Below are 19,024 nucleotides of genomic sequence, written 5' to 3'. Positions count from 1 at the left end.
TGGCTTGCTATTTATGCCAATTTTTCGAACTCTTTATACTCAATTTCGCTACTGTTTAATTTTACCAAGCCTTTTAAGTGATCAAATACTTTCAATGCTTTAGCTTCCTCAAACAGACGGTTTCCTTGCTCTCTGTCCTGTAACAACTGGATGGCAAATTGATTCAGTTGTTCATCAGAAGGTTCTTCGTTAATATTGTACATCTTGATCTGCGCATAAATGCGTTCTTTCGCTAAATTGATCACCTCATCATATTTAACTTCAAGACCATTTTCAGTAACAACACGGTTTTCAATGATTGTCCATTTCAGGTTGTTCAGAAAATCCGCAAAACCTTCATTTAATTCTTCGTCAGAAATACTTGGGTTTGTTGCTTTCAACCATTTTTTCAAGAATTCCTCAGGGAAAGTTACGTCAACTTTTTCCATACCAAAAGTATACATATCATTACGTAATTTCTGATCTGAATTCTGTTTAAATAAGTTTTCTACCTCTTCTTTTACTTTCTCAGTGAACTGTGCCTCTTCTGTCACTTCACCTTCTGCAAATAATTTATCGAAAAACTCCTGATTAAGATCAGCTTCCTCTAAACGGTTGATGTTTTTAACAGTCAATTCAAATTTCGTGACATCCAAAGCAGCAGCTTCTTCTTCACTGATACCTAAGATACGTGCCAGATCTTCAGTTTTGAAAGCTTTTTTCACATCAATCTTTACCGTATCATCTTTTTTAAGACCTACTAAAGATTTTTTGATTTTTGCATCTTCAACAATATCAGTACGGATAGAAGTCGTTTTTTCTAAACCATCTTCCTTATCTTGCTTTAATGTAGCATACAATACGTCGCCCTCTTCCGAGACTTCGGGATTCGTCATTTTTCCGTAGCTACGACGTAAGTTTTTGATACGGTCTGCCAAAGTTTCTTCATCAGCTTTGATTTCGTAAGCAGTGAATTCCGTCTCAGCAGTAAATGGCAACTCAAACGCAGGAGCCAGACCAATCTCATATTTAAAGTTGAAATTGTCTTTAAAATCCCAGTTATATTGAGCATCGTCTTCCAAAGGAAGAGGTTGACCTAATACTTCCAGTTTATTCTCAGCGATATAATTCGTGATTTTTTCATTCACCAATTTATTGATCTCATCAAATAAAATAGACTTACCATACGTACGTCTAATATGTCCCGGAGGAACCTGACCCGGACGGAAACCCGGCAACTTTGCTTTCTTAGCTTGTGCCTTAATCTCTTTGTCGACTTGAGGATTATAATCTTCAGGTGCTAATGCGACATTGATTACCGCATTGATTGCATCTACATTCTCGTGTGAAATATTCATACTCTTTTTAGCTATATCGCATTCATAAAAAAATCCTCCCGAGGTTTTAAGTTCGGGAGGACATCAAGTGCGGAAGAAGGGACTCGAACCCCCACGCCTTGCGGCGCCAGATCCTAAGTCTGGTGCGGCTACCAATTACGCCACTTCCGCATTAGGATTTCTTTTGATGCCACAAAGATAGAAATGAAAGCGATATCATGCAAGTATTTTTTACTCTTTTTTTGTTTTTTTTCAATATTTTATTTTGCTCTTGCATAATACATTATTATTCACTTACTTTGAATATCAAAGTACTTTTATGGAACAGAAAGATTTATTTAAAGAGCTTGGCCAGATCAGATCACTAATGGAGAAGTCGTCCAAATTTGTTTCGATAAGTGGATTGTCCGGCGTGCTCATTGGCTGTTATGCTTTAATCGGAACCGCCTTTGCCGGATATAGTCTATACAATCCATACCATATCATGAGCATGGTGCGAGGCAATATCAGCATGGTAGATCTGCTGCTAGGCACGGCGATACTTATCTTATTGCTGTCCTTAGTCACCGGCTGGCTTATGGCTCGTAAAAAAGCGAGGAAAAACAGACAGTCCATTTGGAATATTACCAGCAAATCCCTTTTATTTGCAGTTTCAATCCCACTATTAACGGGAGGTATCGTATCTTTGGTACTCCTTGCCGGGGACTATTATCATCTGATTGCAGCCATGCTCCTCATTTTCTATGGACTGGCTCTGTCTGCCGGAAGCATATATACGTTTGCGGAAGTTAAATGGCTGGGCATATTGGAGATCACTTTGGGCTTGGTCGCTTTATGCTTTCCTGATTACGGGTTGCTGCTGTGGGGATTGGGATTCGGTGTGCTACACATCATCTATGGTTTTATCGTTTACAAAAAGTATGAATCGTGAAATTGGACCTCTCTTTATATGACAAAATATTTGAAAACAGAGTACGCCTTCAGATTATGAGCATCCTCGCCGCAAATGAAGAATATGACTTCAGTTCACTAAAAGAGTTACTCGATGTGACTGACGGCAACCTGGCTTCTAACCTCAAAACACTGGAAAAAGAGGAATATATTATCGTAGAAAAGAGCTTTGTTGACCGTAAGCCCAATACAAGATATAAAAGAACAGCCAAAGGATTAAAAGCGTTTGAAAACCATCTTATCGCTCTGGAAAACTTAATAAAACAACAGTATAAATAATTTTTTTTATTCAATTACTTTGAAACACAAAGTACTTTTAAAACAATAAACATGAAAGAAATCCGGTTAAGTCTTATGCTACACCTCTATGATTGGTCATCCAAGGTGTATGCCTCCATTTTTAAATGGAACAAAAAAGCCTGGGGGATTAGCAAAGAAGAATTTTTAGCCTACCCAGCAGGTAGCATTGGCCACCGTCTAGGACTGTTTTATGAGAGCAAAGGCTTCGACGTGATGCCCAAACTGGAAAACCACGATGTTTTCCATATCCTGACAGAGACCGGAACGGAGATTCAGGACGAAATAGCCATGCAGTATTTATTATTGGGTAATGGAAAAATCAGCCTTTATTTGTTCGGAATGATTGTCGTCGGAGGTATACTGTATCCCGAGTATACCAATGATTATAAAAGAGCGTTCCGAAAAGGCCGGTCATTACAAAAATTCTATCACATCGACTTTAAAGAAATACTCCATTATCAGCTCAGCGAACTACAGATTGCTCTTTACAGCAACAATGTGCAAATAAACTTAAATAACTGAAATCATGGATAACAATAATTCATTTCATAACGGTCAATATTCGTTATTCGACAAAATCACGAACTCAACAGTCTTAAAATTATTTGTGATTTTATTTCTTTCCCTGATATTGCTCATACCGTTATCTCTGATCGAAGATTTGATCGAAGAACGCAAAACAAGGGAACAGGAAGTATCTGACGGAATCGCGCTCAACTGGGGACAGGACCAGGTTGTCTCCGGGCCTATTCTTGCTATCCCATATCAGCAAACAATCCGCGAATCCTCAGAGAAAAACCAAAATACCATTGTACAGGAGCACCAACAAATGAAGTGGATATTCATCCTGCCACGAACCTGCAATATCATGGCCAAGGTCGATCCTCAGCACCTGTCGAGGGGCATTTATGAATCCGTGGTCTACGGCAGCCATATTAAACTCGAAGGTACCTTTAGCAAAATAGATCCAAAGAACCTCGAAATCCCAGAAGAAAATATCGACTGGAAGGGCAGTAAAATCATCTTAGGTCTTGAGGACTTTAAAGGTCTCGGAAAGCGTCCTACTTTATCTTGGAACAACAGTCAATTTACTTTTGATCCTGACTTGCATAGTTTCAAATTATTTCACCAAAATCTGGTTAGCAACATCCCCCTCGCCGCCGGTCAGAACGAGCAACATTTTACGATCGAACTCGACCTGAAGGGATCTCGATCTTTGAACTTTTTGCCCCTCAGCGAACAGACCAACATTCAGGCAGAGGGCAACTGGGCAACCCCGAGTTTTACCGGCGCATTTTTGCCGGACAAACGAAATACGCAGACATCCAGCTTTTCGGCGTCATGGGAAATCCCTTCCTTTAGCCGGAAGATTCCGCAACAATGGACAGGCGACATGCAGCCTATTTACCATTTCGACGAAAACAACAGAATTGGGGACGGGTTCAATGCGCAACGTACAGATCAGACGGCCCCTGCTGCAAAAGTCGCTGCCGACGAACGGCTAACCAACAGTGATATGATAAGCATCCATTTCCTACCCGATGTCAACAACTATCAAAAAACAACGCGGGTCACAAAATATGGCATTTTAGTCATCGTTCTGACGTTCACATCCTTGCTATTCACCGAAGTCATCAAGAAAAAACGTGTGCACATTATTCAATACATCTTAATTGGTGTGGCCATGGTTCTTTTTTATACATTATTATTGGCGCTATCCGAACATCTCGGGTTTAACCCAGCCTATCTTATAGCCTCAATGGCCACGGTATTGTTGATTGGCAGTTTTATTAGGTCGATTACAAAAGACTGGAAATCAGCTTTATTGCTCAGTGCTATTTTAGCTATTTTCTACCTGTTTATTTATATCCTCATGCAGCTCAGAGATTATTCACTCATTGCCGGTACCATTGGGATTTTCATTATCCTTGCCATCCTTATGCGCGTATCAACTAAAATCAACTGGTATCAATTTGACAATAATCATGCAGATCAATAGGCATCATCTGAGGATGTACTGGATATTATTCCGTATTTTGCTAAAAAAATCATAACGCAATGACAAGTAGCCGACTTCTTTCAACAGAAAACGGCTATTTCTTTACTTCACTTAGCATTTAGTGGCAAAATCTGTAACTTGCGGGGATATTTTTCAGGAATATAGATATGAAAAAACTGACAATACTTACATTAGCAATTATGGCATGCAACCTCAGCAATGCACAAGAACAGAAACAACCCATTTCACCAAGCGGCCTTTGGGATCTTGGCCGTGTGTCGGCTGAAGGACTTTCTGCTGACGGCAAAACGTTAATTTATGGTGTTTCCAATTATAATTTGGAAAACAACAGCAGTGAAAAGAACTTATATACGGTTTCGCTGAGCAACGGAAGCGATACCCAATTTACCGATCAAAAAGGCGGTGAGACTGTCGTGCATATTGAACCCAACGGCGATGTCATTTACTTGCTGAAGGGTCAGCTCTGGAAAAAAAATCTAACGGAGGGTGAGCCAGCTCAATTAACCAGCGGCGAAACGGCACTGGACAATGTAAAATTCTCTCCCGATGGAAAATATATTCTCTTTAGCCAACCCGTACTCGTTAAAAAGTATCATAGCAAGGATAAGTACCCAGAGCTGCCAAAATCAGATGTTTATATCTATGACAACCTGGATTATCGGCATTGGGATACGTTCAACGACGGCAAGTTCAATCATCCATTTATAGCCAGTTACAGCGACGGAAAGCTCGGCGAGCCGATAGATCTTTTAAAAGACCAGCCTTTTTATAGCCCGCAGGCTCCCTTTGGTGGTGCAGAAGATTTTACTTGGTCCCCTGACAGCAAAGCGGTACTGTATGTCTGCAAGAAAAAATTTGGAACAGATTATGCCGTCAGTACCAACACCGATATTTATCGGTATGATATCGCTACCGGAGCAACTACTAATCTCACAGAAGGGATGAACGGTTACGATACCGCTCCAGCATATTCCCCGAACGGAAAAAACCTTGCATGGCTTAGCATGAAAACAGATGGATATGAATCGGATAAAAACGATATCATTCTGTTTGATAAGAATAGCTCCGTACGTTTAAACGTAACAGCGCACTGGGACGGCACGGTAAACGCCTTCCAGTGGAGCAGCGACAGCCGAAAAATTTACTTCACGGCGGCGATCAAGGGGACCGTGCAGCTATTTGAACTGGAAGTACCTTCCAACGTTAAATCCCGGAGTCTGCCGCAAATAGAGCAGATCTCCTCAGGCGATTTTGATATTACTGGTATTGTTGGCCAAACTAAAGACAAGCTTATTGTCACCTTGACAAAATTTACGCGTGCAACTGAAATCTACAGTTTTGACCTCAAAAGCAAAACTCTTTCGCCGATAACCAAGGTGAATGCTTCCAAATACGCAAAAATCGCTGATAACAAGATTGAAAGCCGCATAACAAAAGCCTCCGATGGCGCAGATCTGTTTTCGTGGGTTATCTATCCTCCTAACTTTGATCCTGCAAAAAAATACCCGACTATACTTTACTGTGAAGGCGGCCCACAATCGGCACTCACACAATTTTATTCCTTCCGCTGGAACCTGCAACTTATCGCTTCCCAAGGCTACATTGTGATTGCACCAAACCGCAGGGGTATGCCCGGCTGGGGGGTGAAATGGAACGAAGCTATCTCGCAAGATTGGGGCGGCCAGCCAATCCGGGATTATCTTGCAGCGATCGATGATATATCCAAAGAATCCTATGTCGATACCGCGCGGCGGGCAGCAATTGGGGCCAGTTATGGTGGATATTCAGTCTATCAGCTCGCCGGCGTACATCAAAACCGGTTTAAAACATTTATTGCACATAATGGGCTTTTTGACATGCGTAGCTGGTATGGCACGACCGAGGAGTTATTTTTCGCCAACCATGAACTTGGTGGTCCTTACTGGGAAATGAAAAACGAAAAATCCTACACTCAATTCAACCCCATTGAAAAGGCCAACAATTGGAATACCCCCATTTTAATCTTTCAGGGTGGAAAAGACTATCGCGTTCCTATAGGACAAGGGTTAGCCGCGTTTCAATTAGCCCAGCTCAAAAAGATCAAGAGCAGACTTGTCTACCTACCGGACGAAAACCATTGGGTGTTATCCGGACAAAATGCACAAGTTTGGCAAAGAGAGTTCTTTACCTGGCTGCAAGAAACTTTATAAAGAGACATCATTTTAACGAAATAAAGCCTGCTATTGCAGGCTTTATTTCGTTAAAATGATAACAGGAGTCTATTGTTCACCCTTTTTACCAAAAATAGAAAGTCGAATATATTTACCCGGTTTCTCTTTCACATCCTTCATCAAATTATCCATTTCCTTGGACGCATTGTTCAGGTTATTGTACAATTGTTCATCATTCAGAAGCAGGCCGATTGAGCCCTGTCCGCTATTGATTTTGTTGGTGATACTCTGAAAATCAGACATCGCTGCATTCACTTTATTCATGGTCTGCTCAAAGTCCAGTCGCGCAGCTTTGTCGGTTATATTATTCAGATTGGCCATGATCGCGTTGATCTTGTCTCCGTTTTGTGAAAAATTGGAACTTATGGACTCCAGATTGGCCATGATGCGGTTCAATCGTCCCTTCTCATTTCCCACCAAGCCTTCTACATCTTTCGTAATCCCCTCAACATTCTTTAACGAGGTCGAAATGCTATGAATACTATTTTTAAAATCGTCCTGGAATTGCTTATCCAAAACCGTATTGACTACAGATAAGGTAGAGTCGAGCTTGATCGTAATGGTTTCAATGCGCTTCTGGATAGGCTCTACTTTGTCCATAATATTTGCCTGTACACCCGAAGTAAGGTAATCACCGTCCTTGGCCATCTCCGTACTGTTTCCCATATCAAAAACGATAGCTTTGCTACCCAGAAGATCCGTACTCGAAATACGCGCGACGGTATTTTTCGGTATCTGATAGTGCGAATGAATCTTAAACTCAGTTTTGATCTTGCCATCAGGCTGCAGAATCATTTTGGAAACCCGCCCTATCTGATAACCGTTAACCAGAACCGGCTTTGACGGAGTCAGCCCATCGACCGCATCATAGGTCGTGTAAAATGTATTATCGCTGCTGAATACGTCGTTGCCCTTCAGAAAGCTATAACCAATAAATAATAAAACTATTGCAACTGTTGCTAATATGCCGACTTTTGTTTCGTTTGATATTTTCACAAATTATTCCTTTTGTAATGCATCCTTAATTTAAGTTTAAAACAGCACAAAAGCAAATCTGTTTAACGCTCGACAGAATTTTTATAGATTTTAATTGCTGAAACCAGATTATTAACGACTTCCTGTTGCCCTTCCTCCGACAGCAGATAGCTCTCCTCCTCCCGGTTGCTGATAAATCCAATCTCAGTCAATACCGCTGGCATGCCTGCTTCTGCCAATACGGCTAAACCCTTTTCCCAGAATCCACGGCTATATCTACCGGCTTTTACATATTCTCCTTCAATCATCTGCGCCAGGCGGATGCTTTTCTCGCGGAATCTATTTTTCATCAGGGAAAAGATAATTGCACTTTCCGGATCCTTTGGATCAAAGCCCTGGTAGTTTTCCTTATAATTTGCTTCCAGTAACAGCGAGGCATTTTCACGTACAGCCGCATCCTGCTGACCTAAACGATGAGATCCCGACACCAGAGTTTCGGTGCCATGTGCACTAGCGCCACTGGAATTACAGTGAATAGAAATAAACAAATCGGCTTTGTTGGCATTCGCCAAGCGAATACGCTTATAAAGTTCGACAAATTCGTCAGTAGTACGTGTATAAATAACCTTGATGCCGGGTATATCCTTTTGGATCTGGCGGCCCAGTTTCAAAGCGACGTCCAGGGCGATATTTTTTTCCAGGGAACGACGTCCCTGTGCTCCGGTATCTTTACCGCCGTGCCCCGCGTCGATGACAATAGTTTTAATCTGATAGTCAGGCGGCTGAGGTTGGCCGTTGTTCAATTGGAAAGAATTCAATAAAAAAAATCCCAAAGTAGCACACATGGCGCTACACCATTTTCTAATTCTTAAATCTGATTTCATTGAATAATTATTTGCTCTACTATAAACGCAACAAAATGAGTCAATATTATTTCTTCAATAGATAACGATATTTAACATTTTTTCTATTTGTTTTTTGACTAATTTTGTCCTTCGAAGTTTAACATTATTTCACAAAAATAACATTTGTCTTTAATTTTGAAGTCGTTAATCAACATTTTAACACTATTTATCATTCTTGCAATGAGCAATTCAGCCTTTGCTCAAAGTAACATTCCTTTAAAGCAGAACGGACTTCAAAGCAAAGATCCTGTCCCGACAACCCGTCCTCTCCAAGATACATCCAAAATAAAAGCTGTTGATTCAACGGGAAGCAAAGCGGACTCTACGAAGAAAAAAGGCGGTGGCCTTCAAGCCGAGGTCAGCATTATCGCTGTTGACTCCCAGAAATCTGAAGTCGCCAAAAATATTAGCCACTTATACCGGGGTGCAAAAGTAAAATATCAGGATTTCGAATTATCGGCTGATTACATCCGTCTCGATCGCAACCAGAAAAAAATATTTGCTTCGGGGATTTATGACAAAAACGGCAAGTACGTTGGCCGACCAATTGTCATTATGGGTAATGGCGAATCCCCAAAAACGGTCGATTCCCTCTATTACGATTATGAGAAACAGGAGGGCAATACCTATGGCATCATGACCGAGGTAGACGGGGGATATATCCAGGCGAATATCGTGCGTAAAAACATCTATGATGAAATGTCCATCTATAAAGGTCTATACAGTACCTGTAATCTACCACAGCCGCACACACACTTCGGTATACATATTACCAAAGGGATTGTAACCAAAAACCAGATTATCTCCGGTCCTGCCTATCTGGTTGTCATGGGTGTACCAATGCCTGTAGCCTTCCCTTTCGCTTTCTTTCCAAAACCGGACAAAAGAGCATCAGGCTTCCTGTTCCCCTCCTTTGGAGAAGATTATACCCGCGGTTTTTCAATGCGCGATATTGGCTGGTACTTGGCGTTCAACGATTACTGGGATAGCGAAATCCGAGGGTCCCTATATTCGAAAGGTTCGTGGGAAGCATCCATCAGCACCCGATATACAGTAAACTACAAGTTCAACGGTGGTTTCAACATTCGTTATGCCAACACCAAAACGGGGGTAGAAGGTACAGACAACTATGGTTCCAACAAAGATTTCAATGTAACCTGGAATCACACCCAGCGCCAGGAAGCCAATCCGGGCACCTCTTTTTCAGCCAGCGTGAATTTTGGTACCACCTCATTCTTCCAAAATACCGGTACGGGAAGCGTTCAAAACACCTATGAAAATCTTGCCCGCAACCGCATGGGCTCATCAATAAGTTATGGTAAAGTGTTTGCGGACGGAAAAGTGAATCTGACAGCGAGTTTGACGCACAATCAGGATATGGCAACCAGAAGCATTCAGCTCAGCCTGCCAAATGTCAGTTTGAACGTGTCATCGTTCAATCCTTTCGACAGTAAGGACCGCGTAGGTGAGCAAAAGTGGTATCAGCGCATCAATGTAGGCTATAGCTTCCAGGCACAGAACTCTGTAAGTACAACAGACAGTTTATTATTTAAACCCGGAGGCTTCAAAAAATTCCAGAACGGTTTCCAGCACAATATTCCTGTCAGTTTGTCGCTCAATGCGTTCAAATATTTCCAGTTTAACACCAGCGTAAACTATACCGAACGCTGGTATCTACAGAGCACGCGGCAGCGTATCGACAACACAGCAGCCGGCTACACACAACGTATTGATACCTTGCAGGGATTTAACCGGGCTTACGACTATTCGATATCTACTGGTCTTTCGACGAAAATATACGGTATGTATCCTAAAATTGGAAAAATCCAGGCCATCCGACATGTCGTCACTCCATCGATTAACTTTAACTATAGACCTGATTTTTCAGATCCAAGATATGGTTTCTATCAGCACTATATTGATCAGTACGGTAACCAAAATGTCTATTCCATCTTCTCACAGGGAATATATGGATCGCCCTCCGCTGGAAGATCGGCGGGTATCGGATTCTCCATTGATAATAACATTGAAGCCAAGGTCAAAAGCAAATCCGACACCACAGATGGTGGTTTTAAAAAGATACCTATTCTTCAGGGGTTGACCTTTAGCGGCAACTACAATTTTGTTGCCGACTCACTTAAACTATCTCCGATAACATTTTCCGGCCGGACCGCTTTTTTCGACCAAAAGATGAACGTCAACTTTAATGGTGCATTCGATCCCTACACGGTCAACGAAAATGGTGTACGTATCGATAGATTTGCGATTAAAGATGGAAGCCTGGCGCGGCTCACGAATTTTGGTCTATCCTTTGACTACAGTTTAAATCCGAAGGCTGCGCAATCGCGCAACAACAATATAGACTCCTTAAGGAAACAGATGGCAGGCGGCGGAATGACACCGGAGCAGGCACAGGCCTTATCAAGAATCAGTTCCGACCCCAATGCCTTTGTGGACTTCAACATCCCTTGGAACCTCGCAGCCTCGTTTAGCTTTAATATGTCCAAATTTTTTAACACGAGCACGCGAAAAATGGACAATCAGATCACGAGTACGCTAAACTTACATGGCGATTTTAGCGTCACCCCCAAATGGAAAGTGACCTTCCAATCGGGTTACGACTTCAAGCAGAAGGAAGTGGTTATGACTTCTTTCAATATCTATCGGGATCTACACTGCTGGGACATGTCGTTTGGCTGGATGCCTTTTGGACGCTATCGAAGTTACAATGTGACGATACGTGCCAAAGCGTCTATCTTGCAGGATCTCAAGTTAACAAAAAGAGCAAGTTCTGGGGGCGGTTATTTTTAATAACCGCTTTCTTTTTTTGTTCTTTTCTGATGAACGATCCATGCAGCGGCGTCAGCATGAAAACAGATTATTACACGACACAACAACAGCAATTCATAGGAGTTGGGCGTAATTTTAGTAAGTTTATACCATGAAAGCAGAGATCATTACCATCGGAGATGAAATTCTTATCGGTCAGATTGTTGACACCAATTCAAGCTGGATAGCGCAGCAGCTGGGTAAATTAGACGTGGATGTCGTGCAGATGACATCCATTCCTGATACGGAGGCCGCCATCATGGCGACCTTGAACACTGCATCCTCACGGGCAGACTTGATCATTATTACCGGCGGCCTCGGCCCGACGCAGGACGATGTCACCAAAAAGACGGCGGCCAAATATTTTGGCACAACCCTCATCCGCGATCAGAAGGTACTGCAGCACGTGACCGGATTTTTTGAGGCCCGCGGATTGCCCATGCTGGAGATCAATCGGCAACAGGCGGATGTCCTCGCCAACTGCGAAGTGCTGTTCAATGACTACGGCACTGCTCCGGGCATGCTCGTTCGCCATGCACAAAAACAATATGTATTTATGCCGGGTGTACCATTTGAAATGAAGCACCTGATGGTAGCGCGTGTGCTCCCAATTCTTGAGCAGCAAAACTCCGACACCTTTATTCATCACGAAACCATTCTCGTGGGTGGTATAGGAGAATCTTATCTCGCGGAGGAAATAAAAGACATCGAAGATGAACTGCCACCAAATATTAAATTAGCTTATCTACCCACATTGGCTTTTATACGTTTGAGACTTTCGGGAAAAAGTAAAAACAAGGTAGATATCTTACAGCAGGTAAAGCTTTTTAAAACCAAATTACTCCATCGGTTAAAAGACTATGTGATTGCCGATCAGGATACCAGCATTGAACAGCATTTGATAAAGTCCTTAACCCGTGCTGGATTAAGCTTGACGACGGCAGAAAGTTGTACCGGAGGAAGTCTAGCGGCGTCACTCACAGCAATCCCTGGGAGCAGCGAAATATTTGTTGGCGGCACCATTCCGTACTCCAATAGGCTCAAGCAGCTTCTCCTTGGTATACATGAACACACCCTAAGTCAATTTGGCGCAGTAAGTGAACAAACCGCACTTGAAATGGCCCAGGGTGCAAAAATAAAATTTGAGACGGATTACGCTATTGCCACAACAGGTATTGCAGGTCCCGGTGGCGGCTCCATTGAAAAACCCGTAGGAACCGTTTGGATTGCGGTTGCGGGAAGAAAAAAAAGCATTTCCAGGAAATTTCAATTTAACAACGATCGGCTTATTAATATCGAGCGGACACGCATGAACGCACTTCTCCTCCTATGGAAACTGCTTTCAGAAGAAGAGGCATAAGTTTTTCAAGATCATAAAATATAATTTCATTAAATAATACATGTAAAGAATAATATTTTAATTTGTTGAAATTAAACCATAATTTAATTAACTTCGTTTTTCTATACTGATATTGCTAAAAATATGGCTCTATATAAACTTTTACTTCCAAAAATGGGGGAAAGTGTATCGGAAGCGACAATTACCAAGTGGATAAAACAGCCGGGTGATCTGATTGAAGAAGATGACACTTTATTGGAAATTGCAACCGACAAAGTTGATTCAGAAGTACCTTCTCCAGTAAAAGGAATTCTCAAAGAACAACTGTATGCTGCCGATCAGGTCGTCCAGGTCGGTGATGTCGTTGCCCTAATAGAAATAGAGGGAGAAACCGAAACCGCTGAGGCCAGTACTCAGGCAGCGGAAACTGCCGGCGACAGACCGGCTCCATCCGATGAGGCAGAAACAGCTCATCTGGACATCCCCGGAATCAGTCAATTATCTGCTTATGAACCCACTGTTCCGAGTTCGTCCAACGAGGGCGAAATACGTTTTTACTCGCCATTGGTAAAGAATATTGCCCGTCATGAAGGGCTATCGCAAGAGGAGCTTGACCGCATTCAGGGTACTGGGGCTGAGGGTCGGGTGACCAAAGAAGACATTTTATCTTATGTAGCCAAACGATCGGCAAAAACAGCCGATACGGTTATTCCGGTCTCCCCGTCGATCCCCCAGAAAGAAAGCGCTCCATCCGTAACTCCGACTACCCACACTGTGGTCAGTGGACATGATGAAATCATCGAAATGGACCGGATGCGAAGACTGATAGCTGACCACATGGTTAAAAGTGTACAGATATCGCCGCATGTGTGTTCTTTTGTGGAGGCAGATGTCACCAACCTCGTCTTGTGGCGCAACCGTGTTAAAGATGCATACAAAAAGCGGGAAGGCGAAAATATCACCTTTACACCATTATTTATAGAAGCGATCAGCAAAGCTCTCAAAGACTTCCCACTGGTCAATATTTCTATTGATGGGCATAACATCATCAAAAAGAAAAACATCAACATCGGCATGGCCGCAGCACTGCCTAACGGTAACCTGATTGTCCCCGTCATTAAAAATGCCGATCAACTAAGTCTGGTAGGACTTAGCAAAGCGGTCAATGACCTTGCACAGCGCTCGCGGGCAAATAAATTAAAGCCCGACGATACACAGGACGGCACTTTTACATTCACCAATATTGGCGCCTTTGGCAATATTATGGGAACCCCCATTATCAACCAGCCTCAGGCAGCCATTTTAGCGGTAGGCACTATTACCAAGAAGCCGGCAGTCATTGAGACCGAATACGGTGATATGATCGGCATTAGACATATGATGTACCTGTCTCTTTCGTATGACCACCGTGCCATTGATGGTGCTCTCGGTGGAACTTTTCTAAAAAGGGTAGCTGATTATCTGGAAAACTGGGATAGCAACAGAGAGGTCTAATGTTGTCAAACATACTGAAAATCAATAGGGCTAACCAAAAATTTTGGATAGCCCTATTTTTATGCACCTCTACACGTGTTCACTACAGCATCATCTCGATATTTGATCTCAAAGGGTTCAGATTGCCCTGTGGACAATGATTATTTTATGTGGCTGTACTGAGATTTGGCATACTCCTACTAAAATTTAGCTCGTTCAAAATGAAGCTTTTTCTTTTTGATCACCAAGTGGAAGCGTAAGTAAAGAAGCAACGAAGAGGTCAGCAGCCCTAAAGTAAGTCCATACCAGATGCCCTCGATCCCCCAGTCAAACATTATACCCATGACATAGCCGCTGGGCAGGCCGATCACCCAATAAGCAATAAACGTGATAATCGTAGGAATATTGACATCCCCCATCCCCCGCAATACGCCCAGTCCCACCACCTGCGTGCCGTCAAATAACTGAAAGAGACCGGCTATAATCAATAGCTGCGAGGCGATGACGACCACTGCTGTGTCGGAGGTGAAAATATAAGGCAGATAATTGTTGAAGAGAGCAAACAGCGAAGCCGTAATCGCCATAAAGAGCAAAACGAGCTGATAGGAAGATACAGCAAAGCGCTCCAGGCGAAACAGATTGCGGTTTCCGTAACTATTGCCCACCTTGATCGTTGCTGCCGCAGCAATACCACTGGCCATCATATAGGTCATTGCCGCCAGCTGTATAGCCACTTGGTGTGAAGCCTGCGCCGTTGCGCTGATGGTCCCAGCCAATAAAGAAGCACCGGCGAATGCGCCGATCTCAAATACATATTGCATGGCCACGGGAGCACCGATCTGTAATATCTTCCGTAATCGGATCCGGTCGATTACCGTAATCCTAAAATGCTGGATATAACTTTTAAATTTCTGCGCACGCAAGACATAGGCCATCATGACAGACATCATCAGTACACGGTCGATCAAGGTACTATAACCGACGCCCTTGACCCCCATAGGAGCTATCCCGAACATCCCCTTCACAAATATTATTGCCAAAATGATATTTAGAACATTACCCCATATTGTTACATTCATAGCCTGCTTTGTAAACCCTAATCCTTCGGCAAACTGTTTGAAAGTACTGAACACCATTAACGGCAGCATGGACAAACTTAGGATAAACAGATAAGGTTTTGCCTCTTTCACTACCGCAGGGTCCTGATCCAAATGGTCAATTGCCAGCATCGATCCAAAATAGACTAGGCAGAACAAGAGTATGCCGGTAATGATATTGAGCCAGAAGCTGTTTGACAATAAAGTTCCACACTCCTGCTTATTGTCGCGGCCATTCTCCTGTGCGATCAAAGGAGTGATTCCATAAGCGATTCCTAACCCGACGACCATAACGATCATGAACACAGCATTTACCAGCGAAACCGCTGCCAGCGGAATCGTTCCGGCAAAATGCCCCACGATAACGCTGTCGGCAGTATGTACCAGAGTATGTCCCAATTGTGAGATGACCACCGGTCCGGCGAGCACAATGGTGCTTTTGTAATACGGCTTGTAAGATTTGAATTTTCCCAACATGATCAATACGAAAAAAAATAGGCACAAAAATACAAAGATATTTCTGCTCTATCGCCATATTATAAAATATTTAGCAAATAAATAACCAAAACTTCACGCTACGCAGCACGGTGCCATTAAGTAATTTTTATGTTTCAAATGCCTTAAAATTGTCTTAATTTTACGCACTGGGCTAAAAACTATAGAAATATAAACGTAACTTAGCACTTAGTTAGAAATCAAAAGAAGAGGAAAAGAGTATGTACAATCCAGTAATAGCATTCCTAAACATCGGAACACAAGAAATGATTTTAATCGTGTTTGCCATCCTGTTGCTTTTTGGTGGTAAAAAACTTCCCGAGCTGGCAAGAGGACTAGGAAGAGGGATACGGGAGTTTAAAGATGCATCCGAGGGAATCAAAAGGGAAATCTCCGATCAGATCAATAATTTCGAAAAGGACATAGAAGTTAAACCGGAAGTCAAAGAAGAGACTTTGCCAAACGATGTAAAAGCTGCTGAAGAGAAAGCCAAAGCTGAAACGGAACAGTCTGCGGACACCGAGAACGGTTCTGAGTCAGAACAGCCAAAGAAAAAATATGAGTTTACCACTCCGGCCGGTGTCGTAGAACATAATCCACACAAGCAGCCCGACTATGGAGAAGAGCCCGCCCATATCACTTACGGCTACAACGACCACTTTGCGGAAAATAAAGGCAGTGAAACAGCCGATACAAAGGCTCCTGAACAAGAAGGCACCAATAAACCGGCTTAGTTTTCATTACATTCATTTACAATAAGATATATACAAAAGCTGTTGAATACACTATTCAGCAGCTTTCCTTTTTAACATAACCTATAATGAGCTTATTATCCCACGAAACGATTATAGCTAATGAACTTTCCATTAGCGAAAAACAAGTTCGTACGACTATTGAACTGCTGGAGGAAGGAGCAACTGTTCCTTTTATCTCCCGGTACCGGAAGGAAATGACAGGCAGCCTGGATGAAGTGCAAATCACCGCGATCCGGGACCGCTCACAGCAATTGAAGGATCTCGACAAGCGTAAAGATGCGGTATTAAAATCCATTACTGATCAAGGTAAGTTAACGCCTGAGCTGGAACTACAGGTGCTGGCTGCGGAGACAATGGCTAATCTGGAAGACATTTATCTACCCTACAAGCCAAAAAGAAAGACAAGGGCGAGTGCCGCCCGCGAAAAAGGACTACAGCCTTTGGCCGATGTACTTTTGGCGCAGCAAAACACTGATTTTTTGGCTCTGGCGGAATCGTTGGTGGATGAAGAAAAAGGTGTTAAGAACAGCGAGGAGGCATTGGCGGGGGCGAGAGATATCATTGCCGAAATGATCGCCGAAGATGCCACTGTCAGATCCAGAGCTAGAGCTATATTTCTCGAAAAAGGCGAATTTGTGTCCAGAGTCGTACCCGGTAAAGAAGAGGCTGCACTTAAATATAAAGATTACTACGAATGGTCTGAACCGCTGAAAGATGCCCCTTCACACCGGGTACTCGCGATGCGTAGAGGAGAAAAAGAAGAATTGCTATACCTTGATATCGATATTCAGGAAGAAGACATTCTTCCGGCCATTGAGTCTATTTACATCAAAGCTGTCAATGAAGCAGCTTCACAGGTGAAACTAGCCCTAACAGATAGCTACAAGCGTCTTTTAAAGCCTTCTATGGAAACCGAAATCCGTGTATTGACACGTCAGAAAGCAGACGAAGAAGCTATCAAAGTTTTTGCCGACAACGTCCGTCAATTGCTTTTGGCTGCCCCCCTGGGCCAGAAAAGGCTGCTCGCAATAGATCCCGGATTTCGAACAGGCTGTAAGACAGTCGTCCTGGACGAACAAGGTCAGCTAAAAGAAAATACCACCATATTTCCACATAATGGCGCCAATGGGCTCGCTGAAGCACAGAAGACAATTAAATACCTGGTATCAAAATACGATATTCAGGCCATTGCAATCGGGAATGGTACAGCGGGGCGTGAAACGGAAGATTTTGTACGCAAACTAGCGCTCAGTGAGGTGATCGTCGTCATGGTCAACGAAAGTGGAGCATCCATTTATTCGGCTTCTGAAACCGCCCGCGAAGAATTTCCAGATTGCGACATTACTGTGCGCGGCGCTGTATCCATTGGCAGGAGACTCATGGATCCGTTGGCCGAACTTGTCAAGATTGACCCGAAATCAATAGGTGTTGGCCAATATCAGCACGATGTCGATCAAAACAAACTCCAGACTTCCTTGGACGACACAGTTATCAGCTGTGTGAATGCCGTAGGTGTGGAACTGAATACAGCGTCCAAACAGATCCTGTCTTATGTATCCGGATTGGGTCCGGCATTGGCTCAGCAGATTATTAAATACAGGAATGATAACGGTCCTTTTACATCACGCCGTGAGCTCAAGAAAGTACCCCGTCTAGGAGACAAGGCGTTCGAACAAGCCGCAGGCTTCCTCCGTATACGTAATGCTGCCAATCCACTGGACTCCTCAGCTGTACACCCCGAACGCTATGCTTTGGTCGAACAGATGGCCAAAGATCTTGGTAAAAATGTGGAGGATTTGCTAAAAGATGCCGAGTTAAGAAAATCAATACCGCTGAAAAACTATATTTCGGAGGAAGTTGGTTTACCCACATTAAATGATATTATAAATGAGCTGGCCAAGCCTGGATTGGATCCACGTGAAAAATTCGAAGCTTTCTCTTTTACCGAGGGCGTCAACAGCATTTCAGATTTACGCGTGGGAATGAAGCTTCCGGGCATCGTCACAAATATTACTAACTTTGGAGCCTTTGTTGACATCGGCGTCCATCAAGACGGTCTGGTGCATTTAAGCCAACTATCAAACCGATATATCGCTGATCCTCATGAAGTCGTCAAAGTGCAGCAGCAAGTCACCGTCACCGTCACAGAAGTAGACGAAAAACGTAACCGGATCGCCCTGTCCATGAAAACAGATGAAAAAAATGCAGCTCCTAAACATAAAAAAAACGAGAACAGGCGGAATCAGGAGCCCGAAACCGATATGGCAAGTAAGCTAGCTGCGCTGGCCAGCAAATTTAAATAACACAGATCGGCAATACATTTTATTTGACAATTACCCATCCCCCTGAGATAGAACTC

Annotated in this window: 14 protein-coding genes and 1 tRNA gene; 10 read left to right on the top strand and 5 right to left on the bottom strand. The window is 43.1% G+C overall.

Annotation, left to right across the window (positions count from 1 at the left end):
• Positions 1-11 precede the first annotated feature (11 nt).
• A complete protein-coding gene (locus FGL37_RS12775) occupies positions 12-1,337 on the bottom strand; it encodes a trigger factor (RefSeq protein WP_028072340.1) in 1,326 nt (441 codons plus the stop codon).
• 68 nt (positions 1,338-1,405) lie between these two features.
• A tRNA-Leu gene (locus FGL37_RS12770) sits at positions 1,406-1,487 on the bottom strand.
• 148 nt (positions 1,488-1,635) lie between these two features.
• Here FGL37_RS12770 and FGL37_RS12765 point away from each other — a divergent pair.
• From FGL37_RS12765 to FGL37_RS12745, 5 genes are all read left to right on the top strand, one after another.
• Positions 1,636-2,247, top strand: coding sequence for a hypothetical protein (locus FGL37_RS12765; protein ID WP_028072341.1), 612 nt, complete (start codon positions 1,636-1,638; stop codon positions 2,245-2,247).
• On the top strand, positions 2,244-2,546 hold the full coding sequence (locus FGL37_RS12760; RefSeq protein WP_028072342.1) for a winged helix-turn-helix domain-containing protein: 303 nt from the start codon (positions 2,244-2,246) through the stop codon (positions 2,544-2,546). Before FGL37_RS12765 ends, FGL37_RS12760 begins: the two co-directional genes overlap by 4 nt.
• Positions 2,547-2,597: 51 nt before the next feature.
• Complete coding sequence (locus tag FGL37_RS12755; RefSeq protein WP_051607365.1) at positions 2,598-3,089, top strand: Coq4 family protein; 492 nt, start codon at positions 2,598-2,600, stop codon at positions 3,087-3,089.
• A 4-nt stretch (positions 3,090-3,093) separates the two neighbouring features.
• The gene (gene creD, locus FGL37_RS12750) at positions 3,094-4,566 is read left to right on the top strand and encodes a cell envelope integrity protein CreD (protein WP_037534551.1); all 1,473 of its coding nucleotides are present in this window, start codon (positions 3,094-3,096) and stop codon (positions 4,564-4,566) included.
• 167 nt (positions 4,567-4,733) lie between these two features.
• Entirely contained in the window at positions 4,734-6,776 is a 2,043-nt protein-coding gene (locus FGL37_RS12745) for a S9 family peptidase (RefSeq protein WP_028072344.1), read from the top strand.
• 69 nt (positions 6,777-6,845) lie between these two features.
• On the opposite strand, the gene FGL37_RS12740 is transcribed toward FGL37_RS12745, so the two are convergent.
• Positions 6,846-7,793, bottom strand: a complete 948-nt coding sequence (locus FGL37_RS12740) for an MlaD family protein (protein ID WP_028072345.1) — start codon at positions 7,791-7,793, stop codon at positions 6,846-6,848.
• A gap of 62 nt (positions 7,794-7,855) precedes the next feature.
• Positions 7,856-8,656 (bottom strand): N-acetylmuramoyl-L-alanine amidase family protein, encoded by an 801-nt coding sequence (locus FGL37_RS12735; RefSeq protein ID WP_051607366.1) that lies wholly within the window; start codon positions 8,654-8,656, stop codon positions 7,856-7,858.
• 201 nt (positions 8,657-8,857) lie between these two features.
• Between FGL37_RS12735 and FGL37_RS12730 the strand changes: the two genes are divergently transcribed.
• From FGL37_RS12730 to FGL37_RS12720, 3 genes are all read left to right on the top strand, one after another.
• Complete coding sequence (locus FGL37_RS12730) at positions 8,858-11,488, top strand: putative LPS assembly protein LptD (protein WP_037534553.1); 2,631 nt, start codon at positions 8,858-8,860, stop codon at positions 11,486-11,488.
• A 130-nt stretch (positions 11,489-11,618) separates the two neighbouring features.
• Positions 11,619-12,866, top strand: coding sequence for a competence/damage-inducible protein A (locus tag FGL37_RS12725; RefSeq protein ID WP_028072348.1), 1,248 nt, complete (start codon positions 11,619-11,621; stop codon positions 12,864-12,866).
• Between the two features lie 123 nt (positions 12,867-12,989).
• The gene (locus tag FGL37_RS12720; RefSeq protein ID WP_028072349.1) at positions 12,990-14,339 is read left to right on the top strand and encodes a dihydrolipoamide acetyltransferase family protein; all 1,350 of its coding nucleotides are present in this window, start codon (positions 12,990-12,992) and stop codon (positions 14,337-14,339) included.
• Positions 14,340-14,518: 179 nt separating this feature from the next.
• Here the strand turns inward: FGL37_RS12720 and FGL37_RS12715 are convergent, their stop codons facing one another.
• Entirely contained in the window at positions 14,519-15,892 is a 1,374-nt protein-coding gene (locus FGL37_RS12715) for an MATE family efflux transporter (RefSeq protein ID WP_028072350.1), read from the bottom strand.
• 239 nt (positions 15,893-16,131) lie between these two features.
• On the opposite strand from FGL37_RS12715, the gene FGL37_RS26025 reads away from it, so the two are divergent.
• On the top strand, positions 16,132-16,644 hold the full coding sequence (locus FGL37_RS26025; RefSeq protein WP_081818027.1) for a Sec-independent protein translocase subunit TatA/TatB: 513 nt from the start codon (positions 16,132-16,134) through the stop codon (positions 16,642-16,644).
• Positions 16,645-16,730: 86 nt separating this feature from the next.
• The gene (locus FGL37_RS12705) at positions 16,731-18,968 is read left to right on the top strand and encodes a Tex family protein (RefSeq protein ID WP_028072351.1); all 2,238 of its coding nucleotides are present in this window, start codon (positions 16,731-16,733) and stop codon (positions 18,966-18,968) included.
• Positions 18,969-19,024: the final 56 nt, after the last annotated feature.

Origin of the sequence: Sphingobacterium thalpophilum (assembly GCF_901482695.1) — a bacterium.
GTDB classification, from domain to species: domain Bacteria; phylum Bacteroidota; class Bacteroidia; order Sphingobacteriales; family Sphingobacteriaceae; genus Sphingobacterium; species Sphingobacterium thalpophilum.
Note: the sequence above shows the minus strand (reverse complement) of the source record. Positions and strands in the feature narration are given on the sequence as shown.